The sequence below is a fragment of the Cyanobium sp. Cruz-8D1 genome (assembly GCF_024345975.1).
GTDB lineage: Bacteria > Cyanobacteriota > Cyanobacteriia > PCC-6307 > Cyanobiaceae > Cyanobium.
This window is the reverse complement of record NZ_JAGQCD010000013.1, coordinates 26,337-48,729: the sequence shown is the minus strand read 5'-3', so window position 1 is coordinate 48,729 and position 22,393 is coordinate 26,337. Positions and strand designations below refer to the sequence as shown.

21 protein-coding genes are annotated in these 22,393 nt (G+C 67.9%); 14 read left to right on the top strand and 7 right to left on the bottom strand.

Features of this window, described 5'->3' with window-relative positions; all coding sequences use genetic code 11:
• The first annotated feature begins 20 nt into the window (after positions 1 to 20).
• From drmB to KBZ33_RS09835, 9 genes are all read left to right on the top strand, one after another.
• Positions 21 to 1,919, top strand: coding sequence for a DUF1998 domain-containing protein (gene drmB / locus KBZ33_RS09875; RefSeq protein ID WP_254952761.1), 1,899 nt, complete (start codon positions 21 to 23; stop codon positions 1,917 to 1,919).
• Entirely contained in the window at positions 1,916 to 2,713 is a 798-nt protein-coding gene (drmC, locus tag KBZ33_RS09870; protein WP_254952762.1) for a DISARM system phospholipase D-like protein DrmC, read from the top strand. Before drmB ends, drmC begins: the two co-directional genes overlap by 4 nt.
• Positions 2,714 to 2,951: 238 nt before the next feature.
• On the top strand, positions 2,952 to 3,953 hold the full coding sequence (locus KBZ33_RS09865) for an ArdC family protein (RefSeq protein WP_254952763.1): 1,002 nt from the start codon (positions 2,952 to 2,954) through the stop codon (positions 3,951 to 3,953).
• Positions 3,954 to 4,094: 141 nt separating this feature from the next.
• Positions 4,095 to 4,349, top strand: coding sequence for a hypothetical protein (locus KBZ33_RS09860; protein ID WP_254952764.1), 255 nt, complete (start codon positions 4,095 to 4,097; stop codon positions 4,347 to 4,349).
• A 132-nt stretch (positions 4,350 to 4,481) separates the two neighbouring features.
• Positions 4,482 to 4,727, top strand: coding sequence for a hypothetical protein (locus KBZ33_RS09855; RefSeq protein WP_254952766.1), 246 nt, complete (start codon positions 4,482 to 4,484; stop codon positions 4,725 to 4,727).
• A gap of 81 nt (positions 4,728 to 4,808) precedes the next feature.
• Entirely contained in the window at positions 4,809 to 4,934 is a 126-nt protein-coding gene (locus tag KBZ33_RS09850; protein WP_255011689.1) for a hypothetical protein, read from the top strand.
• Positions 4,935 to 5,180: 246 nt separating this feature from the next.
• Positions 5,181 to 5,489, top strand: a complete 309-nt coding sequence (locus KBZ33_RS09845) for a hypothetical protein (RefSeq protein ID WP_315859184.1) — start codon at positions 5,181 to 5,183, stop codon at positions 5,487 to 5,489.
• A gap of 932 nt (positions 5,490 to 6,421) precedes the next feature.
• Positions 6,422 to 7,696: a hemolysin family protein gene (locus KBZ33_RS09840; protein ID WP_254952768.1), complete on the top strand. Its 1,275-nt coding sequence runs from the start codon at positions 6,422 to 6,424 to the stop codon at positions 7,694 to 7,696.
• A 35-nt stretch (positions 7,697 to 7,731) separates the two neighbouring features.
• Entirely contained in the window at positions 7,732 to 8,724 is a 993-nt protein-coding gene (locus KBZ33_RS09835) for a Gfo/Idh/MocA family protein (protein ID WP_254952769.1), read from the top strand.
• Here KBZ33_RS09835 and KBZ33_RS09830 read toward each other — a convergent pair.
• Entirely contained in the window at positions 8,721 to 11,951 is a 3,231-nt protein-coding gene (locus tag KBZ33_RS09830; protein WP_254952771.1) for a glycoside hydrolase family 15 protein, read from the bottom strand. The genes KBZ33_RS09835 and KBZ33_RS09830 overlap by 4 nt on opposite strands.
• Before the next feature lie 79 nt (positions 11,952 to 12,030).
• On the opposite strand from KBZ33_RS09830, the gene KBZ33_RS09825 reads away from it, so the two are divergent.
• Positions 12,031 to 12,759, top strand: a complete 729-nt coding sequence (locus tag KBZ33_RS09825; RefSeq protein WP_254952773.1) for a WecB/TagA/CpsF family glycosyltransferase — start codon at positions 12,031 to 12,033, stop codon at positions 12,757 to 12,759.
• 31 nt (positions 12,760 to 12,790) lie between these two features.
• On the opposite strand, the gene KBZ33_RS09820 is transcribed toward KBZ33_RS09825, so the two are convergent.
• The 3 genes from KBZ33_RS09820 to tgt all read right to left on the bottom strand — a co-directional run bounded on the left by KBZ33_RS09820 (position 12,791) and on the right by tgt (position 15,973).
• Positions 12,791 to 13,600: a hypothetical protein gene (locus tag KBZ33_RS09820; RefSeq protein ID WP_254952774.1), complete on the bottom strand. Its 810-nt coding sequence runs from the start codon at positions 13,598 to 13,600 to the stop codon at positions 12,791 to 12,793.
• A 1,060-nt stretch (positions 13,601 to 14,660) separates the two neighbouring features.
• Positions 14,661 to 14,819, bottom strand: coding sequence for a photosystem II reaction center protein K (locus tag KBZ33_RS09815; protein ID WP_015109656.1), 159 nt, complete (start codon positions 14,817 to 14,819; stop codon positions 14,661 to 14,663).
• A gap of 32 nt (positions 14,820 to 14,851) precedes the next feature.
• A complete protein-coding gene (gene tgt / locus KBZ33_RS09810) occupies positions 14,852 to 15,973 on the bottom strand; it encodes a tRNA guanosine(34) transglycosylase Tgt (protein ID WP_254952813.1) in 1,122 nt (373 codons plus the stop codon).
• Between the two features lie 91 nt (positions 15,974 to 16,064).
• Here tgt and KBZ33_RS09805 point away from each other — a divergent pair, with 91 nt between their 5' ends.
• The gene (locus tag KBZ33_RS09805; protein ID WP_254952775.1) at positions 16,065 to 16,817 is read left to right on the top strand and encodes an adenosylcobinamide-GDP ribazoletransferase; all 753 of its coding nucleotides are present in this window, start codon (positions 16,065 to 16,067) and stop codon (positions 16,815 to 16,817) included.
• Here KBZ33_RS09805 and KBZ33_RS09800 read toward each other — a convergent pair.
• A complete protein-coding gene (locus KBZ33_RS09800; RefSeq protein ID WP_254952777.1) occupies positions 16,777 to 17,907 on the bottom strand; it encodes a HAMP domain-containing sensor histidine kinase in 1,131 nt (376 codons plus the stop codon). The two genes, KBZ33_RS09805 and KBZ33_RS09800, sit on opposite strands and share 41 nt — an antisense overlap.
• Before the next feature lie 406 nt (positions 17,908 to 18,313).
• On the opposite strand from KBZ33_RS09800, the gene KBZ33_RS09795 reads away from it, so the two are divergent.
• Positions 18,314 to 18,685 (top strand): DUF3155 domain-containing protein, encoded by a 372-nt coding sequence (locus KBZ33_RS09795; protein ID WP_216907583.1) that lies wholly within the window; start codon positions 18,314 to 18,316, stop codon positions 18,683 to 18,685.
• Positions 18,686 to 18,706: 21 nt separating this feature from the next.
• Here KBZ33_RS09795 and KBZ33_RS09790 read toward each other — a convergent pair whose 3' ends face one another.
• Entirely contained in the window at positions 18,707 to 19,384 is a 678-nt protein-coding gene (locus KBZ33_RS09790; protein WP_254952779.1) for an alpha/beta hydrolase, read from the bottom strand.
• Between the two features lie 56 nt (positions 19,385 to 19,440).
• Between KBZ33_RS09790 and purH the strand changes: the two genes are divergently transcribed.
• The gene (gene purH / locus KBZ33_RS09785; RefSeq protein ID WP_254952780.1) at positions 19,441 to 21,003 is read left to right on the top strand and encodes a bifunctional phosphoribosylaminoimidazolecarboxamide formyltransferase/IMP cyclohydrolase; all 1,563 of its coding nucleotides are present in this window, start codon (positions 19,441 to 19,443) and stop codon (positions 21,001 to 21,003) included.
• A 67-nt stretch (positions 21,004 to 21,070) separates the two neighbouring features.
• Positions 21,071 to 21,547 (top strand): DUF4079 domain-containing protein, encoded by a 477-nt coding sequence (locus tag KBZ33_RS09780; RefSeq protein ID WP_254952814.1) that lies wholly within the window; start codon positions 21,071 to 21,073, stop codon positions 21,545 to 21,547.
• A 39-nt stretch (positions 21,548 to 21,586) separates the two neighbouring features.
• Here KBZ33_RS09780 and KBZ33_RS09775 read toward each other — a convergent pair whose 3' ends face one another.
• Positions 21,587 to 22,264, bottom strand: a complete 678-nt coding sequence (locus KBZ33_RS09775) for a DUF1997 domain-containing protein (protein ID WP_254952782.1) — start codon at positions 22,262 to 22,264, stop codon at positions 21,587 to 21,589.
• Positions 22,265 to 22,393 lie beyond the last annotated feature (129 nt).

The window sequence follows — 22,393 nt, the reverse complement described above, 5'->3', positions numbered from 1 at the left end:
ACCCGATAGCCAACCCCCCTATGCCCCCCTCCACGCGCCGCAAAGCTGCTCCCCCGCCCCTCGGCGAGGCCCGTCAGAGCCAGGTGCTCCAGCTCTATGGGCCCGGGGCGATGGTCGATCTGCCCGACTACTCGCTGTTGATCGGGGGGCTGGATTTCTGGAACGAGCGGGGCTGCGACCTGATCCATGAGCCGCGGCTGCTGCAGTTGGTGCGGCAGGCCACAGGGGCGGTCCGGGTCGACCTGCGCACGCCCCCCAAGGAGGTCGACAAACTCAAGGGCATCAGCGGTTCGATCAAGGCACTGCGCTTTCCGGAGTGGTCCGTCGCCCAGAAGGTGAGCGAGCGGATCGCGTTCGGGGTTCCCTGCCGGGCCAGGCCCCTGGTGCACTTCAACGACGGCTGCATCTCCGACTGGCGCACCTACCAGGACGACGAAGGCAAGTACTCGCTGGTGCCCGTTCGCTTCGTGATGGCCTGCCCCCACGGCCACCTCAGCGATATCCGCTGGCGCGATTTCTGCTTCCGCCAGTTCGGCTGCAAGAACAGCGAGCGCCTCTATCTGCTTGAGGCCGGTACCGGCAACGACTTCACCCAGATCTATGTGCAGTCAGAAGGTGGCACCACCCGCAAGCTGGCCGATGCCCTGGTCACGGACATGAGCCCTCTGGGGCTTTGCCAGGGTCACACGCCCTGGCTGGGCCGCAATACCCGTGATCCGGAAAAGTGCCACACCGATGGTGAGCCCACCACGAACCGCCTCCTGGTGCGTTCGGCCACCAACGCCTACTTCACCGAGACGATCTCGGTGATCTCCCTGCCGGAGGAAGCCAACTCCCTGGTCAAGCGCGTCACCGAACTCAAGGACGACCTCGCTTTGATCGAAACGGAGGCGGACGTGCCTGCAGCCATCAAGTTCAACCCTCGCCTCAAGAGCGCCTTCGCGGGGGTGGATCCAGCAGTCCTTTGGCAGACGATCGAGGCCCAGAGGGGCGGATCCGCCGGCCAGGTCGCCCAACCCAAGGATGAGGAGCTGGCCCTGCTGATCGGTCCCATGGATGGGGTCTCCAGCTCAGCCGAGGGGAGCCTGTTCGAAGCCGATGTCTGGCAGCCCCCCAACCCTCCAGCCTGGTTCAGCCATGCCATCAAGCGGGTGCTGCTGGTGCACCGCCTGAGGGAAGTTCAGGCCCTGGTGGGGTTCACCCGCTTCACAGCTCGCACCAGCAGCCTCGGCGGCCTGCCGATCGACACCACCAAGGTGAACCGCCGAGCACCGCTGGCCAACGACCTGCGCTGGGTGCCTGCCAGTGAGAACAAGGGGGAAGGGATCTTCATCGAGTTCGATCCCGCCACGATCCGTGCCTGGGCCGCCAGTGATCCGGTGGCGATGCGGGCCGGACAGTTCACCAGGGCCTTCGAGAACGAATGGCTGGCGTCGCGGGGGCTGGACGAAGTCCAGTTCCCCTTCCCTGGAGCCCCCTACCTCCTGCTCCACAGCCTCAGCCATCTGCTGATCACTGAGATGGCTCTGGAGTGCGGCTACGGCGCCAGCTCGATTCGCGAGCGCATTTACGCCAACAGCGAGATCGGCTACGGCATCCTGCTGTTCACCAGCAGCTCCGGATCGGAAGGCACCCTGGGCGGCCTGGTGGGAGCCGGCAAGCGGATCGTGGCCTATCTGGAGAAGGCCTTCGAGCGCGGCCAGCTCTGCAGCAATGATCCCTTCTGCTCCGAGCACGACCCCAACCACCCCTTCGACATCCGCCCCACCCATGGCGCCGCTTGCCATGGCTGTGAATTGATCGCGGAAACCTCCTGCGAGATTCGCAATGAGTTCCTCGATCGAGCCCTGGTGAGTCCCACCGTGTCTGCCAACCCTGAGGTGGGTGATCCCTCGTTCTGGGAGTTCATCAACGCATGAGCCCCACCCTGCCAGCTCTGACCCTGCGGGCAGTGGCGACAGATCTGAGGCGACTGAGCTACACCCCCACCAGCTGGCAGGGCTTGCTCTCTACCCACAGCGAAGCGATCCGCCAGCAGCTCGAACCACTGCTGGTGGAGATGGTCCGAGAGGAGGCCCATCCCCGCCTGATGGCGTTGCTGCTGGATCGTCTCGCCGATGCCCAGGACGCTCTCCAAAAGGAACGGAACGCCTGGAGCTTTGTCTGGTCGGGCCCGGATCCTCTCCATGCCAAAACGGCCGACACGTTTGCCACTGTCGCTCAACTCATCAGCGAAGCCCGTTGCAGCTTGCTGATCGCCACCTACAACATCGGCCTCAGCAGCGAGTTTCGCGAATTGTTCGCCTCCATTGCCGATCGCCTGGCCCATCGCCAGCTGAACCGTGTCGACCTGTTCTTCCACCCCAAGCAGATTGAGGATCGCCTTGGTGCTGACCCCCTGGCGACGATTTCAGCATGGTTCAACCGGGACGTCTGGCCTTGGCCCACCAAGCCCCATGCCTACGTGGACCGACGGCTGGTTTCCGGATCACCTGAGCGTTGTTATCAGCACGCCAAGGTTGTCATCGCTGATGCAACGACCCCCAACGCCAAAGCCCTTGTGACCAGCGCCAACTTCAGCGAAACCGCCCAGCGTCACAACGTAGAGGCTGGCTGGCTGACGACGTCAACATCAAGGGTTCAGGAGATCAGGCGCCAGTTCACGCTGTCCGTGGACCAGGGCCTTTTTTTGCCCCTGGACATTGAGGCTTGATGGCAGGGCTTGGGGCAGTCATTGCATCAAGACGCCTGGGGCGGATGGCTGATGCCACCCCCGAATCCACCAAAGGTGGCGCGCGCTGGATTCCTCAGCATGCGCGGCCGCACAAGGGCTGACGCAAGCTGGCCCGCCTTGGGTTGGTGACGCCCGGTGGAACTGGTTGTAGGTCGAGGCCCCGGGCCAGCCCTTGCTGCTGGCCGCGCGGGTGCTTCGGGTCCTGCGCTGCTGCCCGATGGCTGCTGTTTCTTCCCGCTCCCGTTCGAAGACCCGCTCCGAGCCCACCAGCCAGTCGAATGCTCAACCCGACCGTCTTGTGGAGGCGCTGATCCAGCTGCTGGAAGCAGGCACCACGCCCTGGCGCCGCGAATGGGACTCCACCGGTGGTGGGCACCACGTCAACCTCCTGAGCGGTCATCGCTACCAGGGGGCCAACCCGATCTTGTTGTGCCTGGGGATGCACCTACGGGGTTCTGGGTTGCCGTACTGGTGCGGGTTTGCCGAGGCCCGTGCCCAAGGGATCTTCCCCCGTAAAGGCTCGCAGGGGGTGCGGATCTTGCGCCCACAGGTCAACCGGGTGGCAGCTGGTACGGAGGGGTCGGGGATCCCGGACACCTCGGACTCAGGCACTGAAGCAGGAAACGCAGCCGACCGCGTCTGGATGAGCTTCCGCCCAGTGGTGGTGTTCAACGCGGTGGATCTTGAAGGTGCCGCCCTGGCTGGCTGGGTGGAGCAAAGGCAGGCAGAAGCTGCTGGGGCTGAGCGCAGTGAACCAGAACGGCTGGCAGCGGCTGAGTCTCTGCTGGGGGCCTGGCCGGTGCCGGTGAGCTACGGCGGGGAACGGGCTTGTTACCTCCCGCAGATCGATCGGATCCAGCTGCCTGAGCGCCAGGCGTTTCATACAGCCGCAGGTTTCTATGCCACCTGGGCCCACGAGGTGATTCATTCCACGGGACACACCAGTCGCCTCAACCGAGACCTCAGCGGTCGGTGTGGCTCCAGGGCTTACGCCCGCGAGGAGCTCGTAGCGGAGCTGGGCTCAGTGCTGCTGGGGGACCAGCTGGAGATCGGCAGTGCGCTTGAAAACCACGCGGCTTACCTGGGGCACTGGATCGAGTTGCTCCGGCAGAGCCCGCAGGTGCTGTACCAGGTCCTCGGGGAGGCCCGCCAAGCCGTGGAGCTCGTGGTGGGGGCCGCTGGAGCGGCTCTGGGCGAACGCCAAACCCCGCCCCGATGATCCACCGGCCCCCCACCAGCCCGTGTTGCACGCGGGGGTGGGGGCAGCCACCGGCAAGGGCTTCGCGGGTGTTGCTGAGCACCACCCTTGCCTGGTAGCAGCAGCCAGTGGGTGGGGACGGTGTTCTTTGCCGTTCCTCCCATGGAGCCAATCACCACTGCTCACCAACACCCCGCTGACCTGCAGCTGGCCGCCACGATCGAGGCCTGGGAAGCCGAATGCGCTGCCGGCTGGAGCGAGCCCGCGCCGGTGGATCTGCAGGGCGAACTCTCCCTCCCCGCTGCTGCTGACCAGGGCTTGCTGGGTTCGGCCTGGGACAGCTGGTCCTCCAACCCCTATCTGGAGCAACCCCAGGTGGAAGAGCAGCCGGGCTTTGCCGCCTTTGAACCCTGGTGAGCCCCCAGGTGCTGGTAGCGGCGGCTGGTTCATGGCTGCCGCGCCAGACACCGCTGAGCCTCACCCGGGGAGCAGGGTTTTGGTTGGCTACGCCTTTTGGTCTGCGTCCAGACCCGTCAAGGGCTGCGCGGGGTGCATACCCCCCGGGCCGATGGCCCCCTGGACGGGCCTGGCCCCCGGGTGGTGGAAGCGGTGTTCTTTGGCGCCTCAGCCATGAAAAGCCGCTCTTGGAAACTCACCTGCTGGTTCTGGCTGTACCGCCAGACGCGGGGTCTGCGCTGGTTTGTGGCCCTGGTCTGGCCGCTGTGGACCCTGCCGCGCCGGTTGGCGATCGAGCTGGAACTGCGCCGCTGTGAACGCCGCTGGCAGCGGGACTGACGCCTGAGGGGCTGCGGCCCCTTTTCGGACACCTGCCCCTGTGACAGCGGATCGTGCTGCTCGTCGAGCAGCGCCTGTTGGTTGCCCCGCGCCTGCGGTGTCGGCTCCACCCGCTCGCGCCTGCTCGGGGTTATGCCGCTACCGCCCGTGGCGCTGGGGGTGCTGCTGCAGGGGGGGGGCTGCCGGGGTGCTGGCCGTGTCTGCTGACCCGCTGGGGCTCCCCGGTGGGTTGCAGCTTTCGGTGCGTGGTGCGCGGCTTGTTCGTTGGGCTGTTGCCCCTGGTGGGGGTGCTGCTGCTGACACGACACGCGTCTGGAGGGGGCGTCGTGGTGCCGGCTTGGTCTTCCCCCGATTGTCCCTTCGCTCTGCTGCGGGTTGGGGGGCGCGTCCTGCGCCAACCCCACGATGCGCCCCCTTTCAGACCGCGATCGCCTTGTGCATCAATACCTTCCCTTGGCTGGTGCCTTAGCCCGTCGTTTCCACCGCCGCTACCACGACCTCGTTGAAGCCTGCGATGCGCTCGGGGTCGCCCAGCTGGAGCTCGTTCGGGCCTGCGGCCGCGTCACCGATCCCACCACCGCCCCGGCGTACCTCAAGCGCTGCATCCAGGGTGCCCTGGCCCACTGGCTGCGCGATCGGGCGCTGATCGTCTGTCCGACTGCCGGCCGCTGCCCGCGCAGAAGCGACCTGGAAACACCAGTGCCTGGATCAGCCGCTGGAGGGCAGTGGTGGCAGCTGGCTCGATGCCCTCGGCGCCCCTGAGTCCTCCGAGGTTGGTTCAGCCCTGGAGCCTGGGCTGGAGGCCCTGGTGGAGCAGCTACCCACTGCCCAGGCGGCTGCCCTGCGGCTCACGGTGCTGGAGGGTCTGAGCCTGCGGGAGCAGGTGACGGCCTGAGGGCCATGCGGGCCCGCTCCTCTGGGCAGGAGCGGGCCCGCGCCACCAGCACCGGTGGGGGTGGCCAAGAGCCTGGAGACGGGATGGTCGGCTGGGGCATCACATCACCGAGCGTTGACTGGTGCGAATGGGTTGGTGATGACACCACTAGATGATAAGATCACCTTATGTAAGGCGTTTTGATTGATAAGCTGGATTTGTGTTTGGGCTGGTTGCCGCCCCCCCCCCTCTCTCTCTCTCTCTGCCTATCTATGCCTACAAGGAGCGTCCCTGCCATCGCGCCGATGCGGTCCTGCTTGCCGTCCATGGCTGACGCAGTGATCGCGTTGGGGTAAGGGCGCCTTTCAGAACCAGAAACGGATGGAATGTCAGACGAGCAGCCCCGTGACGTGAGCCCCCCCTATCTGACAAGACAAGTGGTTGGGGTTGGCCCGGTGGGAAGACCGGGGGTGATCGCTCCTACGAAACGAGTCAGGTCATTCGGCGGGGCTGGGACCCTTGACTCAGGCCTAGCGGTTGTGTTCCAAGAGCCGAACGGCGAGGAGATCCGTCGGCTGTAAGAGGCGTATTTCAGTGCCAAAAAGGCACAGTTGTGAGCCGTGGTAGTCACTTGGTAGTCACGCTCCTGCCAAGAACCAAGTCAGGGCAAGGGCTTCGTGCGAACTCATCATTCGCCTTAGCCGGGTTCGATCCCCGGGACCCCCATTCCTGACACAGACAGGCCCATGACCCGGCGTGTGAAGGCGGCGAAGGCTGAGCCGGGCGGCGGGGCCTAACCTTCTGCCAACCTCCCCCACCAATGCGCTTCCTGGTCCTGGCGATCCTGTTGGCCCTGCTGGCCTTCTTCGCTGCCGGGGAGCTTGCGTTGATTCGCCTGCGGCCCAGCCGGGTCCAGCAGCTCGAGGAGGCCGAGGAGCCCGGGGCCCGTTCCGTGGCCCGGCTGCAGCACCGGATGCGCAGTGTTCTGGTGGCCACCCAGCTGGGCTTGGTGCTGGCCTTGCTGGCCATGGGCTGGCTGGCGCGGGGCCTGGCGGAGCAGGTGGCCGGCTGGATGGGCCGGAGCGAACAGGCCTGGATTGATGCCGGTGTCTTCCTGGCGCTGGCGCTGCTGGCCACCTTGCTGGGCGGTCTGGTGCCGAAGGCCTGGGTGCTCCACCGCCCGGAAGGCTCGGCCCTGCGACTGGCGCCGCTGCTGGAATCGCTCACCCGCACCCTGGCGCCGTTGCTGCTGCTGATCGAGCGCTTCAGTGGGGGTTTGCTCCGACTGCTGGGGTTGCCGCGCAACTGGGATGAGCTGGTGCCGGTGCTCTCGGCCGGCGAACTCGAGACGCTGATCGAAAGCGGCAGTGTCACCGGGCTGATGCCCGATGAACGCAGCATCCTGGAGGGGGTGTTCTCCCTGCGGGACACCTTGGTACGGGAAGTGATGATGCCGCGCTCGGGGATGGTCACGCTGCCGGTGGAGGTGACCTTCGCCGAGATGATGGAGTCGGTCCACGCCAGCCAGCACGCCCGCTTTCCGGTCATCGGCAGTTCCCTCGATGACGTGCGCGGCATGCTCGACCTCAGGCGCCTGGCCGAGCCCATCGCCCGGGGTTTGCTGCGCCCCGAGACGCCGCTGGCTCCCTGGATCCTGCCGGTGGCCCAGGTGCAGGAAAGTGCCTCGCTGGCCGACCTTCTGCCCCTGATCCGCAGCGGACAGCCCTTGCTGGTCGTGGTCGACGAGCACGGCGGCACGGAGGGGCTGGTCACCGTGTCTGACCTCACCGGTGAGATCGTGGGTGAGGACGACAACCCCCTGGAGACGGCCCAGGATCTGCTGCAACTTGTCGACGGCAGCTGGTCGGCGGCGGGCGATCTGGAGATCGTCGAGCTCAACCGCCAGCTGGGCCTGCAGCTGCCCGAGGCGGAGGGCCACCACACCCTGGCCGGGTTTGTGCTCGAGCGACTGCAGCACATCCCCGCCCCTGGGGAAGGCCTCAGCTGGCATGGCGTCCGCATCGACGTGCTCACCATGGATGGACCCCGCATCGAGCGGGTGCAGATCACCCTCGCCAGCATGGAAGGAACCTGATCATCGATAATGCGCCCTTCTGCTCTGCCCTTGCCATGAACCCAGTGCGCGTGGGTGTCATCGGCATCGGCAACATGGGCTGGCACCACGCCCGGGTGCTGAGCCTGTTGCGGGATGCCGAACTGGTGGGCGTCGCCGATCCCAACGAGGCCCGCGGCCGCCTGGCGGTCGAGCAGTTCAACTGCCGCTGGTTCCCCACCTACGAGGACCTGCTGGGCGAGGTGGAGGCTGTCTGCATCGCCGTTCCCACCCTGTTGCACCACCGGGTCGGCATGACCTGTCTGCAGGCGGGGGTGCACGTGCTGATCGAGAAGCCGATCGCCGCCACCCAGGAGGAGGCGGCCGATCTGATCCGCGCGGCCGAATCGGCCCGTCGCCTGCTGCAGGTGGGCCACATTGAGCGTTTCAACCCCGCCTTCCGGGAGCTGCTGCGGGTGGTGGCCAACGAGGAGGTGGTGGTGCTGGAAGCGCGGCGCCACAGCCCCAATGCCGACCGGGCCAACGATGTGTCGGTGGTGCTCGACCTGATGATCCACGACATCGATCTGGTGCTGGAGCTGGCCGCCTCCCCCGTGGTGCGGCTGGCCGCGGCCGGTGGCCGCAGCTCCGATGGCCCGATTGACTACGTCAATGCCACCCTCGGCTTCGCCAACGGCGTGGTGGCCAGCCTCACGGCCAGCAAGATGGCCCACCGCAAGATCCGCAGCCTCAGCGCCCACTGCCGCAGCAGCCTGATGGAAACGGATTTCCTCAACCGCAATCTGCGCATCCACAGGCGCTCCCATGAGTCGGTGAGCGCCGACCACGGCGAGCTGCTTTACCGCAACGACGGCTTCATCGAGGAGGTGAGCACCACCTCCATCGAACCCCTCTACGCCGAGCTCGAGCATTTTCTCCAATGTGTGCGGGGCCGGGAAACCCCAGCTGTCGATGGCCTTCAGGCCTCGCGGGCGTTGCAGCTGGCCGACCTGATCGAGCAGTGCGTCGAGCAGCCCAACCTCTGCATGGCCCTGGAGGCCCCCATCTAGACGACCCGCCGCCGGTTCGTCCCGGCCAGGGGGGCCAGTTCCCGGTCGGTGAGTTCCTGAAGGGCCAGCAGCTGCCAGCGGCGGCAGTCGGCGGGGGAGGAGCGATAGAAGAGGTCCCAGGCCTCCGCCTTGTGGGGGCCGTAATCGGCGATCGACACCTCGGGATGGCACTGCTGCCAGCCCACCCGCACGGCGTGACCGATCACCACGTCAAGGGCGAGGTCGTCGTCGAACTGCACCTGGGGGTTGGCGGCCATGAAGGCCATCAGGGTGAGCAGGGTTTCGATGCACAGCCGGCGGTACTCCGGGGCTTCGATCTTGCTCAGGAGGTGCTCCACCAACATGGCGAAGTTCTTTTCCCCTGGCGTCTTCTCCCGCAGCAGGGGGGCACTCTCCAGGCGGTTGCGCCGCTCCAGCTTGTCGCCGATCACCAGGCCTCGGCAGTGGTGCAGCAGGTCCCAGATGCCGGGGTAGAACTCTTTCGGCACCCGCTGCAGCGCCCCCAGCCGCATGCGGTGCTGCAGCCAGCTGCCGTCCTTCGGCAGTTCGGCCAGGGGATCGGGAACCTCCCAGCGCACCCGTCCGCGCAGGTGCAGCTGTTCCTTGCGCTGCAGGGAGGCCCGCGCATGTTCCACGTCGGCCAGCACGGCCTGGAGCCGGCGGCGAATGGCGTGGGGGGGCAGGCTGCAGAGGCTTTCGAAGGCCTCACTGGGGCTGAGGTTGGCCTCGGCCGCCAGCTCGCCGGTGAGCAACAGCAGCAACTGGCCCAGCTGCAGGGTGAGGCTGCCGCTGAGCAGATTCACGTCGGAGCGGGCCAGGGCGTCGATGGCCAGCAGCAGCTCCTGCTGCAGCATCCATTCGCGTCCGTCCTCGCCGCTGAAGCGGCGCACCATCGCGGCGATGGCGAGGCTGCCTTCCGGCTGGCTGAGCAGGGAGTCGTGGGTGTAGTTGCGGCCCACCACCACCTGCTTCTGGCGCAGCAGCAGATCGGTGAGGGCATCCTCCAGCTGGGGGTGCACCAGGCCCATGGCACCGGCGGCGCGGCGCACCACACTCCAGTCGGCATCGGCCAGGCCGCGGCGGTAGACCTCCTCCAGCAGCACCATCAGCCGCACCCCCGGACCGCTGCGGGGTCCCTGCAGGCGGGCATTGGGGCCGAGCCGGCGGCACAGCAGTTCCAGCACCTCCGCCTGCTCCTCCAGCAAGCGGCTGCTCCAGAGCCGATCGACCAGATGGGCCAGCGGGACGTCTTCGAGCTCCTGTTCCTGGCGGGCGGTGAGCGGCTGGTGGCTGGCACTGGCCGGCAGCAGGGTGTGGCCGTCGGGCACCAGATCACAGGCGGCCAGGGCCTGGGGTGGCAGGTCGATCAGGCTGGCCAGCGGCACCAACTCTTCCAGGGACACCAGGCGTACGGCCACCGAGCCCAGCTGGCCCCGCTGCAGTTCACGGCCCAGGCCCAGGAACGCCTCGGGGTCGCGCCGGAAGGGGCCGGCATGGACCGGCACGAGCAGCAGGGGGGCTCCGGCGCCCCGCCAGTGGCGTTGCAGCACCCTCACCTCGGTGGCGACGGTGTCCACCAGCACCTGGGCATCGTCGGCCAGGTAGAAGGTGTCCTCCTCCAGCACCGCCGGCAGGAAGCCGATCAGCTCGCCGTTGTGGCGGTAGAGCCTGGCGGTCGCCTGGGTCTCCATGCGCACGGGTGGATGGCCGGAGAGCCCCAGCCGCCCGTTGGCCCCCACCGTCGCCAGGCGCCGGGCCAGCTCGCGGGAACTGGCCACCCGCAGGCGGAGCGTCTCGCCCGCCGGCAGCGGCTGCACCGGCAGGCCGGCCTCCGCCAGGGCCGCAGCGACGCTGGCATCGGCCGGAGCCAGGGCCACCAGCACCTCCTCGGCCCCCGGGGGGCTGGGGTGGCGGCGGCCGCAGGGATCGAGATCGTCGGCCGTGATCAACCCGTGCAACAGCAGATCCGAGAGCCAGGTGAGGCTCTGGGTCCAGAGCAGGGGCACGTTCTCGTTGGGAACCCTTGTCTGGCTGCCGGGTTGGCGCCGCTCCGCCTCGATCAGCCGCTCCGGCACCAGGTAAAGCTCGGGCAGCAGGGCCTCCCCATCGACCGGCACGCTCAGCTCCTCCAGCTGCTGGCGCCACTGACGGGCCTCGCTCCAGCGGCCCTCGCAGCAGGCGGTGATCAGCTCGTAGGCCAGGAACAGGGGCCACTCGCATTCGATGTGCTCGAACTGGGCCAGCTCCTCCCGCTCGTAGTGGAGCCGACTCACGTCCTCCAGCGCGGTCTGGTGGCCGTCGCGCAGGAAGCGCTTGTAGCCGTAGGAGCCCGCCAGCTCGCTGCGGATCTTCTCCCGGGTGCGCTCCACGAGCGCCGGATCCTCGACGGCCCAGGCGGGGTAGCCGATCACCGAGAGGCAGGCGCTGTCGGCCTCCTTGCTGGCCGACTCCCTCGGCAGCAGGCCGCGCAGGGCGCGCCGCAGCCGCACGATGGCGTCATGGGGAATGGTCAGGCAGCTGCTGCCGTCACCATGGGGCCCATAGAGATCCAGCCCGATGAGGGTCTCAAGGGCGGCCTTCACCATGCCGATCGAACTGGCGTTGCGCTCCGGCTGACCGTGGTTGCCTTTGTCGCCCCGTTCCCAGATGCCGTAGTCGGCCACCCGGTAAGCGCGAGCCACGTAGTAGACGAGGTTCTGGAGGAAATCGCGCTCGTGGCTGGTCTGAACGATCACCAGCCCCGAGCGGGTGAGCTGGGCCAGCTGCAGCAGGAACAGGGCCGTGGCATCGAGCTGCAGATGGCCCCAGCCGTCGTCGGGCACCACCGGATCTCCCGTGGCCGTGTCGAACTTGGCGTGGATGGCGTCGAGCCGCTCGAGGCTGGTCTTGAAGCGCTCCACCTTCGGCGACTGGCGCATCATCGAGCGCATCAGACCCCGCATCAGCTGCAGGACCCGCTGTTCCAGCTCGAAGGAGCGGCGGCAGGGTCCGTGCAGGCGGCGGTGGGCCAGGGCCAGCCCCCAGACGCACTGGATCGAGTAGACGCAGTCCCGCACCCAGGCATCGCCGTAGTTGCCGTGCACGGTGCTGGCGGTGCTGGCGGGCAGCAGACCGGTGATCGGATGCTGCCGGCGCAGGACGACGTGCTCGATCTGGCGGTCCAGCCGTTCGAGAAGCTGTTGGGCCTCTTCCTCCCCGATGTCGCCTGTGCTCGCCGTGGTGATCATGTTCGCGTCAGGACGGGGCGTGCCAGAGGCCGCTGTTGTGGAGCCAGGCCATAGATTCTCCCCGCCGTCGCCCCCTCCCATGGCAGCCCTCGCGACCACGCCGGTTCGTGCCCGCGTTCTGGGCATTCCCGTGAATGTAAGCAACGACGTTTTCGGCGATGCCGTCGCCCTGCACGGGGCCGGTGGCGGCCAGATCGTCACCCTCAATGCGGAGATGACCATGGCGGCCCGAGCCGATCCCGCCCTTGGGGCGGCGATTGAGGCGGCCCGGATGGTCATCCCCGATGGCGCCGGGGTGGTCTGGGCCCTGGGCCTCCAGTCCCACCGCGTCCGCCGCAGCCCCGGCATCGAGCTGGCCCGGCGCCTGCTGGAGCACGGGGCGGCGGTGGGCTGGCGGGTGGCCCTGGTGGGGGCGAGCCCGGCGGTGATGGAGCAGCTGCGGGAGCGCCTGGCCCACGACCTGCCCAATCTGCAGCTGGTGTTCTGCGCCCATGGCTATCAGCCCGCCGAGGCCTGGCCCGGTCTGGAGAGTCAGCTGCTGCAGGGCCGCCCCGATCTGGTGCTGGTGGCCCTGGGCGTGCCGCGCCAGGAAACCTGGATTCAGGCGCTGCCCCAACCCCGCACCGGCCTCTGGATGGGGGTGGGGGGGAGTTTTGATGTCTGGGCTGGCGTCAAGAACCGAGCCCCTCGCTGGATGGGAGCCCTGCAGATCGAGTGGCTCTATCGGCTGATCAAGGAACCCAGCCGCTGGCGCCGCATGCTGGCGCTGCCGGAATTCGCCTGGGCAGTGCTGCGGGAACCGCGCTGAGCGAGCTGGGCTAAGGGGCTGGATCGGCACATCACAGCCTCTTGCGTCGTCTGGACCGGCCCGCCCTCTGAACTTTGTCCAGCGGCATCAGACCTTCGATCGCAAAAGGCGGGTGGCTTTGCTTGGGCTTCGGCCTCTTATCGAGAATGGCACTCCAAAGTGTGCGGCGACCGACAGAAAAGCGGCCGATGGCGGCGCAGCCGATGGCACTGAACAAAGCCACCAAGGCATCCTTGAACCAGCGCAGAAAGCCCTCCTGCCAGCGGCTGCCCTGGACTGCCTGCAGCTGGGTCAACCTGGCGTTCACCTGGGGCTCAATCTGGCGAACCAACTGCTCACGCACCTGGGGCAATGGTTCTTTCAGTGCGCCACCCAGATTCGATGGTCTGCCGGGGATAGCGGCCAGGGCCTGCAGGAGCGATTCTTGCGAGTCGGCGGTGCGGATAGCAGCGAGAGCCCTGGTGTAGGGACGCAGCTGGGCGTGTTCGTTGGCGTTGGTCTGCTGGAGCACCGCGATGCCCGCCCAGGTTTGCAGGGGGATCATCAGGAAGAAGCCGATGGCGGCAAAGCAGGCGAAACGGCGGGTCACCGTGAGATAGCGGGGCTCTTCCGAACTGTCATTGACGATGGCAGCCAGCAGCAACAGCGCCATCGCCACCAGCGGAAAACTGACGCCGGCGCGCACACTGCCGCAGACCCGCTCGATCCAGGCGGGTTCCAACAACCTCAACGGCAGCGCGGCAGCCAGGACGGTGACGGTATAAATGCCGAGCAGCGCCGTGGCGACCCAGAAGAGCACCGAGGAGACTTCCTGGGCCTGGGAACGGTACCTAAGCGCCATGGGGTACTGGAAGGCAGGTCAGAAGGAAGAATATGGAGGTCAGCGCGGAAAGGGTGTTTTTTGGTTTTCAATACTTAACTCTAGGCCGCGCCATAAAAAATTACCAACCCAATCACTGTGATCGGGTTGGTCAGTGTAGAAATTTAATTCAAATCAGGCATCAACTGAGCTGCCTTGATCCGAAGCAGAGCTACCGATCAGGCCTCAGTTGTAGCCTTGATGCGCTTTCTCAAAGTGCGCGAGAGACTGAAGGCTACGCCGGCACCCAGGATGGGAAGGGGGCCCGGTACGGCAGGGGCAGAAACAGGAGAACTAAACCTTTGTTGAGTTGAGTTGCCCTGCGTGCCGGCGCTTCGTACAACAAAGCCAATGACAGAATTAGCGTCATTGATGGGCAGAAGCGTCTGTGCCGGAAGCACGAATCGAAGCTGGAACCCAGTTCCGACGTTGCCGCCGCCAGGCTTGGTAACCGAGGCGGAAAGAAGGTTTGAGCCCGTTTCATTGGGCGCTACGGATCCACCGGTCGTAAGGTTAGTGGTAAGCCAATTGATGCCACTGTCGAATGAATATTCGAGGCTAATAAAAGTTATATTGCTCAAGGGGGTCAGGGATTCCGATGTGAACCGTATTTGAGATATTGATTGATTGAGGCCAAACGAAGCATCAGTGTATCCGAAATAGGTGATGACGCTTGAAGAGGTTGGGTCAAAGGTGGCGCAATCACTTGCGGCACTTGACGAGACACAAAGTGCTTGGACTTGCGGAGCATGGAAGGCTACGGCTCCAACACTCAAAACAGCCAAGCCGCTTCTCAGGGCAAATGAGGCAACCGACATTGCACGAACAAGATGCGTAACTGCATCAGTTTACCCCCTTGACAGTCCAATTGAACGCTTGCAAGGAAACCATAAGCCTGGCTTAAGGGCCCACCCAGGCTTTGGCCCGGTCGCTGCTTGCCCAGGCAGATCTCGGTCCCCTCCCCTGGCCCGCATGGTTGGGTCGCGTCGGCAGCATGCTGGGCGGGTTTTGATCGCTTTGGTGCCCAAGGGCGCTCGGCGCTTCAGCGGAAGCCGACTGAGGCCTGCCAGACGAAGGCCAGCAGCAGGAAGAACAGGGGGATGATCGGCAGGATGTCCACCAGGGGTCCGAAGGCCTGGTAGGCCTCGGGCAGCTGGGCGAGAGTGTGGGGCGCGTAGCTGGCCAGCAGGGAGAGAGCCATGCCTGGAGGGAAACCATTGCAATGGCTGGAACCTACCACGTGTGGGCGGCCGGGGAGTCGGGCTCCCAGGGAGCGAAATCCTCTGCAAAACATCCCTCGCTGATCGCCCGCGCCATGGCGCTCGTGTAGCGCAGCAGGGTGGTGAGATTGTGCAGGCTCAACAGGGTGCGGCCCAGCAGTTCCTGGCTGCGGAACAGGTGGTGCAGGTAGCTGCGGCTGTGGTGACGGCAGGCCAGACAGCCGCAGCTGGGATCGAGGGGGCCGTGGTCGTGGCGGAAGCGGGCGTTGCGCAGGTTCCAGCGCTCCCCCGCCACCAGGGCGGTGCCATGGCGGCCCAGCCGGGTCGGCAGCACGCAGTCGAACAGGTCGAAGCCGTTGGCGACCGCGATCGCCATCTCCCGCAGGCTGCCCACCCCCATCAGATAGTGGGGCCGCTGCTCCGGCAGCAGGGGACCCACCTGTCGGACCACCCGGTGCATCTCCTCGACGGGTTCCCCCACGCTGACGCCGCCCACGGCGATGCCGGGCAGGTCCATCGCCGCCACCACCCGGGCCGAGGCCTCGCGCAGCTGGGGGAAGCAGCCCCCCTGCACGATGCCGAACAGGGCCTGGGTGCCGCCGCCGTGGCTGGTGATGCAGCGCTCCAGCCAGCGGTGGGTGCGGCGGCAGGCCTCGGCCACCGCCGCTTCAGTGGCGGGGTAGGGCGGGCACTGGTCGAAGGCCATGGCCACGTCGGCGCCAAGGGCCCGCTGGATGGCCATGGAGCGTTCGGGGGTCAGGTCGATCCGCGCGCCGTCGCGGGGGGAGCGGAACACCACCCCCGCGTCGTCGATGCGGTTGATGGCATCGAGGCTGAACACCTGGAAGCCGCCCGAGTCGGTCAACAGGGGTCCGTTCCAGCCCATGAAGCGATGCAGCCCGCCGGCGTCCTCCACCACCGACTCCCCCGGCTGCAGATGCAGGTGGAAGGTGTTGGCCAGCACCATCTGCGCCCCGGTCTCCTGCAGCTGCGGCGTGGTGACGCCCTTGACCGTGGCGGCGGTGCCCACCGGCATGAACCGGGGCGTCTGCACGGCACCGTGGGGGGTGGTGAAGCAGCCGCAGCGGGCCCGGGTGCGCGGGCAGCGGGCGGTGATCGTGAAGTCGAAGGCGATGGCGCCGAACCTGCTCAGCCGTGAGGCTAGGCGGGCCTGCTGCGACGCTATGCGGGGGGCCTGCCGCCACCTCCCCGTCGCTCCCCGCCCCATGCCCCGCCTGAGCGCTCCACCGTGGCTGCGGGATCTGGCCGGGGCCTGGATCTTCTATTCGGTGCTGCCGGCCTGGCCGGCGCCGAAGCCCCGCTTCGAGCGGATCGCCCGCTTCGCGCCCTGGGTCGGTGCCGTTCTCGGCGCCCTGCAGGCCTTGCTGTGGTGGGGGCTGGAGGGACGGGTGCCCCTGGTGGCCCAGGTGGCCCTGGTGCTGGCGCTGGGCCTGTGGCTGAGCGGTGGCCTGCACATGGATGGCGTCATGGACAGCGCCGATGGCCTGGCCGCCGGCGATCGCTGCCTGGAGGCGATGGCCGACAGCCGGGTGGGGGCCAGCGGTGTGCAGGCCCTGGTGCTGGTGCTGCTGCTGCGGAGCGCGGCCCTCGCCCTGCTGGGGACGGCGGCGCCGATGGCCCTGGTCTGGGCGGCGGTCTGCGGGCGGGTGGCGCCCCTGCCCGCCATGGCCTGGTTCCCCTACCTGCGGCCCGGCGGCAGCGCCGCGTTCCACCGGGCCCATGGGGCCCCCCTGGCGATGGAACTGTTGCCCACGCTGTTGCTGCTGCCGGGGCTGCTGCTGCTGCTGCCCTGGCCGGGCCTTGTGGCCCTGGTGCCGGCGCTGCTCGTTCCGGTGGCCCTGGGCCGCCGCCTGGGCGGCCACAGCGGCGACAGCTACGGGGCCTGCGTGGAGTGGACCGAATCGTTGGGCCTGCTGCTCATCGCCGCGGCGCTGAGGCTGGCGGCCGCGGCAGGCTGAGTCGGAAGGCGTTGCCCTGCTCGGGCAACGTTCCGGCCAGTGCCCGGGGCGGCACCACCAGCTCCAGCTCGCCGCCCAGGCTGCGGGCCAGATCCCGGCCGAGCGCCAGGCCCAGCCCGGTGCCGGGCAGGTCCTGTCCCCGCGTTCCCCGCACCCCCCGCCCGAAGATCGCCTGCCGCTCCGCCACCGCGATGGCCGGCCCGCCATCCCACACCGTCAGGTGGAGCAGCGCGTCGTCGCTGGCCGTGTGCAGGCCCACGCTGGCGCCATGGGGGCTGTAGCGGAAGGCGTTCTCCAGCAGGTTGGCCAGGATCTCCGCCACCGCGCCGCTGTCGCCGCTCCAGTCGGGCAGGCCCTCAGGTCCCTGCCACCCCCGGCCCTGCAGGGTGGCGGTGGCGGCGGCCCGTTGCAGCAGCGGTTCGAGCAGCCCGGCCAGGGGCTGGCCCTCCGGCCCGCTCAGCAGCGGTGGCAGCAACAGGGGCTGGGGCGTGGCGGAGCCGGCGAGCAATCCTTCGGGGTGGACCAGCTCGCTGATGGCATCGACATAGCGATTGAGCTGGCGCTCCTCGGCCAGCAGGCCCTGCACCAGGGAGCGGTCGTTGTGGTCGGGTCCAAGGCGCCGCAGCAGCAGCTGGCCGAAGGTGCGCAGGGCCGTGAGGGGGTTGCGCAGCTGGTGGAGCAGCAAACCCAGCTGCTCCTCGCGCTCCGTGAGCTGCTGGCGTAGCTCTCCCCCCTCCAGATCCAGTCGCAGGGCTTCGGTAAGCGCCAGGGCTACGGCCTGTAGCCGCTGGGCGAGGGGCTCCGGCCAGGGGTTGCGGGAGGCCTCCACCTGCAGGGCACCGAGCAGGCGCTGGCCATCGCGCAGGGGCAGCCAGCGCCGCTGTTCGGCGGGCACCCGCAGACGGCTGACCGTGTCGACGGCAGGCAGGGCCCGCTCGTCCGGGGGCCAGTGGCCGACCGGTAGCAGGCTGGGCTGGCCCGTTTCGCCCTGCTGGGTGACGTAGACCACCAGCGACCGGACCTCCGGGCAGTCGATGAACTGACCCAGCTGGAAACCCACCAGGGCCAGAAACCGCTCTGAGACAGGCATCACGACCCGCGGACGGCGTCCGTTCGGGAAATTTCGGAAGGAGGCGTGTCGAAACGCAAAAATAGTTTTAAGCTGTCGGTAACGACCACTACTTCGCAGTCCTCGGACGGGCGGAAAGTTGCAGTCGTAACAGCCAGTGTTGCGCTTCGCTCGCATCCGAGGCTACAGCAGGGGCAGCTGCGTACCGCCTCTGTCCCGGCCACCACCCCTCCAGGGGTTCAGGCCGGCGTTACCGACGGTGATCCTTTCCGACCCGCTTCAGGTCGACAGTCGTGTGGACGTGGACCCGCCATCTCTCCAGGGTGGCGGGCCCGCCATGGCGCTCGTCGTCGGCTCCCGCCGACCCTCGCTCGTCTGCAGCCCCCCCCATTCCACCTTTCGGTCTCCCTCCACAGGGATCCATCCCATGTCCAAGAAGCGCAAGCGGATCAGTCGCCGTCGTCTGGCGGGTCAGCGGGTTCTCGCCCATGTCCCGACCTTCAACCTTGAAACCGGTGCCCACAAACCGGTCACGGCGGCGCGCCGCTACATCGCCGAAACGGAGCTGATGGCTCCGGCGATCCTCAACGTGCGCCGCAACGAGCACACCACCGACCGCTTCTTCTGGGGGGAGAAAGGTCTGTTCAGCGCCCAGTACGCCGAAGAGAACCACTTCCTGTTCCCGTCCCTGCGCCTGATCGTCGACAGCATCGGCGAGGAGGTCCTGTTCGAAGGCCTTGAAGCTCTCGCCTCCGACGACTGGGAGGAGATGGAGGAGTACGAGTACGCCTTCGTCTGATTCCGACGGCTGGCGGTGGGCTCAGTCTCCCCGCCAGCTGCTGAACAGAAAGTCCCGCATGGTGGCGATCAGGTCGGGATCGATGCAGTGGCCGCCTGGGAAGGCGATCCGGCGCACCGATCCCCCGGCCTCCACCAGGGAGCGCTCCAGAGCCAGGCTCGCCGCGAAGGGCACCACCGGATCCTGTTCGCCATGGGTGAGCAGGATCTTCGTGCGGGGAGCCTCGGGCTGCCAGTCGGGGTGGGGGTAGCCGCTGCAGGCGATCAGCCCCGCCAGGGCGAGGGGGGCGCAGGCGTCGGAGCCACCGCCGGTGGCCACGTCGATGGCCATGGCGGCCCCCTGGGAGAAGCCCAGCAGGCTGGTGCGCTCCAGGGGCACCGAGCGGCCCAGGGCCAGCAGCCGCTGCCGCAGGTCGCGGCGGGCCTGGGGCAACTGGGGCCATTCGGGTTGCTGCAGGTCGTACCACTGGCGGCCCAAGCCGCCGGGATGGGACAGGGGCGCCCGCAGGGCCACCAGGCTCAGCTTGAGGCTGGCGGGATCGGCACCGAGGAGTTCCGTGCCCAGATCGAGCAGGTCATCGGCGTCAGCGCCCCAGCCGTGCAGCAGCACCAGGCGGTGCTCGGCCTGACAGGGACCGGCCCAGAGGGCGGTGCCGTCGTCTTCGCTCAGCTGGGCTTGGGCGGAGGGATCTGTCGGCACGGTGGCGTTCGGCTGTTGCTGCGTAGGTTGGCTCCTCCCCTGCCCCTGCTGCCGTCATGGCTCCCACGGCCCTTCTGAGCGTGTCCGACAAGCGGGGCCTGGTGCCGCTGGCGCAGGGGTTGCTGGCCCAGGGTTTCGCGCTGCTTTCCAGCGGTGGCACCGCGGCGGCCCTCGCGGCCGCCGGCCTGCCGGTCACCAAGGTGGCGGAGCACACCGGAGCCCCGGAAATCCTGGGCGGACGGGTCAAGACCCTCCATCCCCGCATCCACGGCGGCATCCTGGCCCGCCGCGATGACCCCGCCCACCAGGCCGACCTGGAGGCCCAGGGGATCGTCCCGATCGATGTGGTGGTGGTCAACCTCTACCCCTTCCGCGCCACCGTGGCGGACCCCGGCGTCAGCTGGGAGACCGCCATCGAGAACATCGACATCGGCGGACCGGCCATGGTCCGCGCCGCCGCCAAGAATCACGCGGATGTGGTGGTGCTCACCGATCCCGACCAGTACCCGGCTTTCCTGGACGCCCGGGCGGCCGGCCGGGTCGATGGGCCCCTGCGGCGCCGGTTGGCCCTGGCCGCCTTTGCCCACACCGCCGCCTACGACGCCGCCATCGCGACCTGGATCGAGGGCCGCCTGGCTGATCAGCAGCCCGCCGCCGCGGTGGAGGCGCAGCCCCTGCGGCTGGAGCTGCCCCTGCGGCAGGTGCTTCGCTATGGCGAGAACCCCCACCAGAGCGCCCGCTGGTGCGGGGAGGCCAGCGTGGGCTGGGGGGCGGCCCGCCAGCTTCAGGGCAAGGAGCTCAGCTACAACAACCTGATCGACCTGGAAGCGGCCCTGACCACGGTGGCGGCCTTCGGGTACGGCCCCGGCGCCGAGCCGGCGGCGGCGGTGATCAAACACACCAACCCCTGCGGCGTCGCCCTCGGTGACGACTCCGCCGACGCCCTGCTGCGGGCCCTGGATGCCGACCGGGTTTCCGCCTTCGGGGGCATCGTTGCCCTCAATGGGGCGGTGGATCGGACCGCCGCCGATCACCTGGCGGGGTTGTTCCTGGAGTGTGTGGTGGCGCCATCCTTCTCGGAGGAGGCCCGCCAGCGGCTGGCGGCGAAGGCCAACCTGCGCCTGCTGGAGCTCGACCCCAAGGCCGTGACGGCGGCCTCCGGGCGCCTGCAGCTACGCAGTGTGCTGGGGGGTGTGCTGGCCCAGCAGGCGGATGATGGCCCCGCCGATCCCGACAGCTGGCAGGTGGTGAGCGAGCGCCAGCCCAGCGAGGACGAGTGGCGGGATCTGCGCTTCGCTTGGCAGGTGGTGCGCCACGTGCGCTCCAACGCCATCCTGGTGGCCCAGGGCGGCCGCACCCTCGGGGTCGGGGCCGGCCAGATGAACCGGGTGGGCTCAGCCCGGTTGGCCCTGGAGGCCGCCGGCGACGCTGCCCGTGGGGCGGTCCTGGCCAGCGACGGCTTCTTTCCGTTCGATGACACCGTGTTGCTGGCGGCACGGCATGGCATCACCGCATTGATCCAGCCCGGCGGCAGCAAGCGCGACCCGGATTCGATCGCCGCCTGCAAGGCCAACGACATGGTGATGGTGATCACCGGCCGTCGTCATTTTCTGCACTGAGGCCGCGGGCAGTTGTAACTTCGTTGGACTCCCAACCGGCCCTGGCCCGGTGGAGTTCCGACGCGTGATGTTCGCCGCCCTTCCCAGTTCCCTTGCCTTCGGCCTCAATTTCGTCCATCCCCTGCTGATGTGGGTGTTGCTGGGCCTGGCCGGCTACGCGATGTTCCTGGGCATCAAGGCCAAGAAGACCCGCACGGCCACGGCCGAGGACCGCAAGGAGCTGATCAAGGGCCAGTTCGCCAAACGCCATTACCTCTTCGGCAGCCTCGTGCTGGCCGTGCTCGTGCTCGGCTTGGTCGGTGGCATGGCCGTCACCTACATCAACAATGGCAAGCTGTTCGTCGGTCCGCACCTGCTGGTGGGACTGGCCATGGCCTCCCTGATCGCCATGGCGGCGGCCCTGTCCCCGCTGATGCAGGCCGGCAACCTGATCGCCCGCAAAGTGCACGTGGGCCTCAACATGACCGTGATGACCCTGTTCCTCTGGCAGGCCGTCACCGGCATGCAGATCGTCAACAAGATCCTCACCGCCCCGGCCGCCTGAGGCGATCGGGACTCGTTTCGTTCACGGAAGGAAGCAGGCTCAGAACTGGGCCCGGCGCCGCGGCGGGCAGGGGATGCCGTGGCTGGCATGGAAATCCTCCTGCACCTTCCAGGTGAGGCGCCGGGAGATCTGCCGCACGATCTGGCGCAGCAGGTGGTCACCGCTGCTCTGGACCAGGTGGTCGGGAAGGATCGAGAGCATGCCCGGGAGCCGCAGCCACACGGCCAGATCCAGCTGCCAGCGCACCAGGGTGTGCAGCATGACGCCATCCACCTCTTCGGTGGACACCTCCGCCCCGCCGGCCTCGTCGAGCCTCAGGGAGGCGGCGAATTCGACGTCATAGAGCCCGCGCAGGGCCTCATCCACCTCGGGCAGGGGCACGGTGACGATGCGGTAGACGCCGCCGGCCTGGGGGAGCAGTTCGAGGCCGATCGTCGGTTCGACCTCAAAGCCGAAGTTGCCGAACCGGCCGAGGGTGAGCACGTAGCCCTGGCTGCCGATCGGTTCGACCGTCATCGGGGCGGCACAGCGGCGGAACCAGCCTTCGTGGCGGTCGAGGTAGGCGCCCACCACGGAGGCCGGAGCCCGCATCTCCATCAGATCGGCGAAGGCACTGGCGTAGCGACGCACGGACGGATCCGACCGCTCCCGCAGGGGTGCGCTCTTGGGGGCCCCTGGATCGTCGGGAGCCTGGTGCAGGGAGGAACCTGCCGCCATCGTGATCTGGGGCGTGCGGTGGGTCAGAGGGGAGCAGCTGGAAAGGACAGAGGTTGATCTTTCCCCGGCGGCCTGGGGGCAGACAAAGATTTCACGAATCTAAAGCCACCCGGTCGGTTCCTGCTCCCC

Bases quoted from the DNA above. Each gene is read 5' to 3' on its own strand.
- drmB (WP_254952761.1), top strand. From the start codon at position 21: ATGCCCCCCTCCACGCGCCGCAAAGCTGCTCCCCCGCCCCTCGGCGAG.
- KBZ33_RS09795 (WP_216907583.1), top strand. From the start codon at position 18,314: ATGTCCAAGAAGCGCAAGCGGATCAGTCGCCGTCGTCTGGCGGGTCAG.
- KBZ33_RS09775 (WP_254952782.1), bottom strand. From the start codon at position 22,264: ATGGCGGCAGGTTCCTCCCTGCACCAGGCTCCCGACGATCCAGGGGCC.
- purH (WP_254952780.1), top strand. From the start codon at position 19,441: ATGGCTCCCACGGCCCTTCTGAGCGTGTCCGACAAGCGGGGCCTGGTG.
- KBZ33_RS09865 (WP_254952763.1), top strand. From the start codon at position 2,952: ATGGCTGCTGTTTCTTCCCGCTCCCGTTCGAAGACCCGCTCCGAGCCC.
- KBZ33_RS09800 (WP_254952777.1), bottom strand. From the start codon at position 17,907: ATGCCTGTCTCAGAGCGGTTTCTGGCCCTGGTGGGTTTCCAGCTGGGT.
- drmC (WP_254952762.1), top strand. From the start codon at position 1,916: ATGAGCCCCACCCTGCCAGCTCTGACCCTGCGGGCAGTGGCGACAGAT.
- KBZ33_RS09825 (WP_254952773.1), top strand. From the start codon at position 12,031: ATGGCAGCCCTCGCGACCACGCCGGTTCGTGCCCGCGTTCTGGGCATT.
- KBZ33_RS09830 (WP_254952771.1), bottom strand. From the start codon at position 11,951: ATGATCACCACGGCGAGCACAGGCGACATCGGGGAGGAAGAGGCCCAA.
- KBZ33_RS09835 (WP_254952769.1), top strand. From the start codon at position 7,732: ATGAACCCAGTGCGCGTGGGTGTCATCGGCATCGGCAACATGGGCTGG.
- KBZ33_RS09820 (WP_254952774.1), bottom strand. From the start codon at position 13,600: ATGGCGCTTAGGTACCGTTCCCAGGCCCAGGAAGTCTCCTCGGTGCTC.
- KBZ33_RS09815 (WP_015109656.1), bottom strand. From the start codon at position 14,819: ATGGCTCTCTCCCTGCTGGCCAGCTACGCGCCCCACACTCTCGCCCAG.
- KBZ33_RS09860 (WP_254952764.1), top strand. From the start codon at position 4,095: ATGGAGCCAATCACCACTGCTCACCAACACCCCGCTGACCTGCAGCTG.
- KBZ33_RS09780 (WP_254952814.1), top strand. From the start codon at position 21,071: ATGTTCGCCGCCCTTCCCAGTTCCCTTGCCTTCGGCCTCAATTTCGTC.
- KBZ33_RS09840 (WP_254952768.1), top strand. From the start codon at position 6,422: ATGCGCTTCCTGGTCCTGGCGATCCTGTTGGCCCTGCTGGCCTTCTTC.
- KBZ33_RS09805 (WP_254952775.1), top strand. From the start codon at position 16,065: ATGCCCCGCCTGAGCGCTCCACCGTGGCTGCGGGATCTGGCCGGGGCC.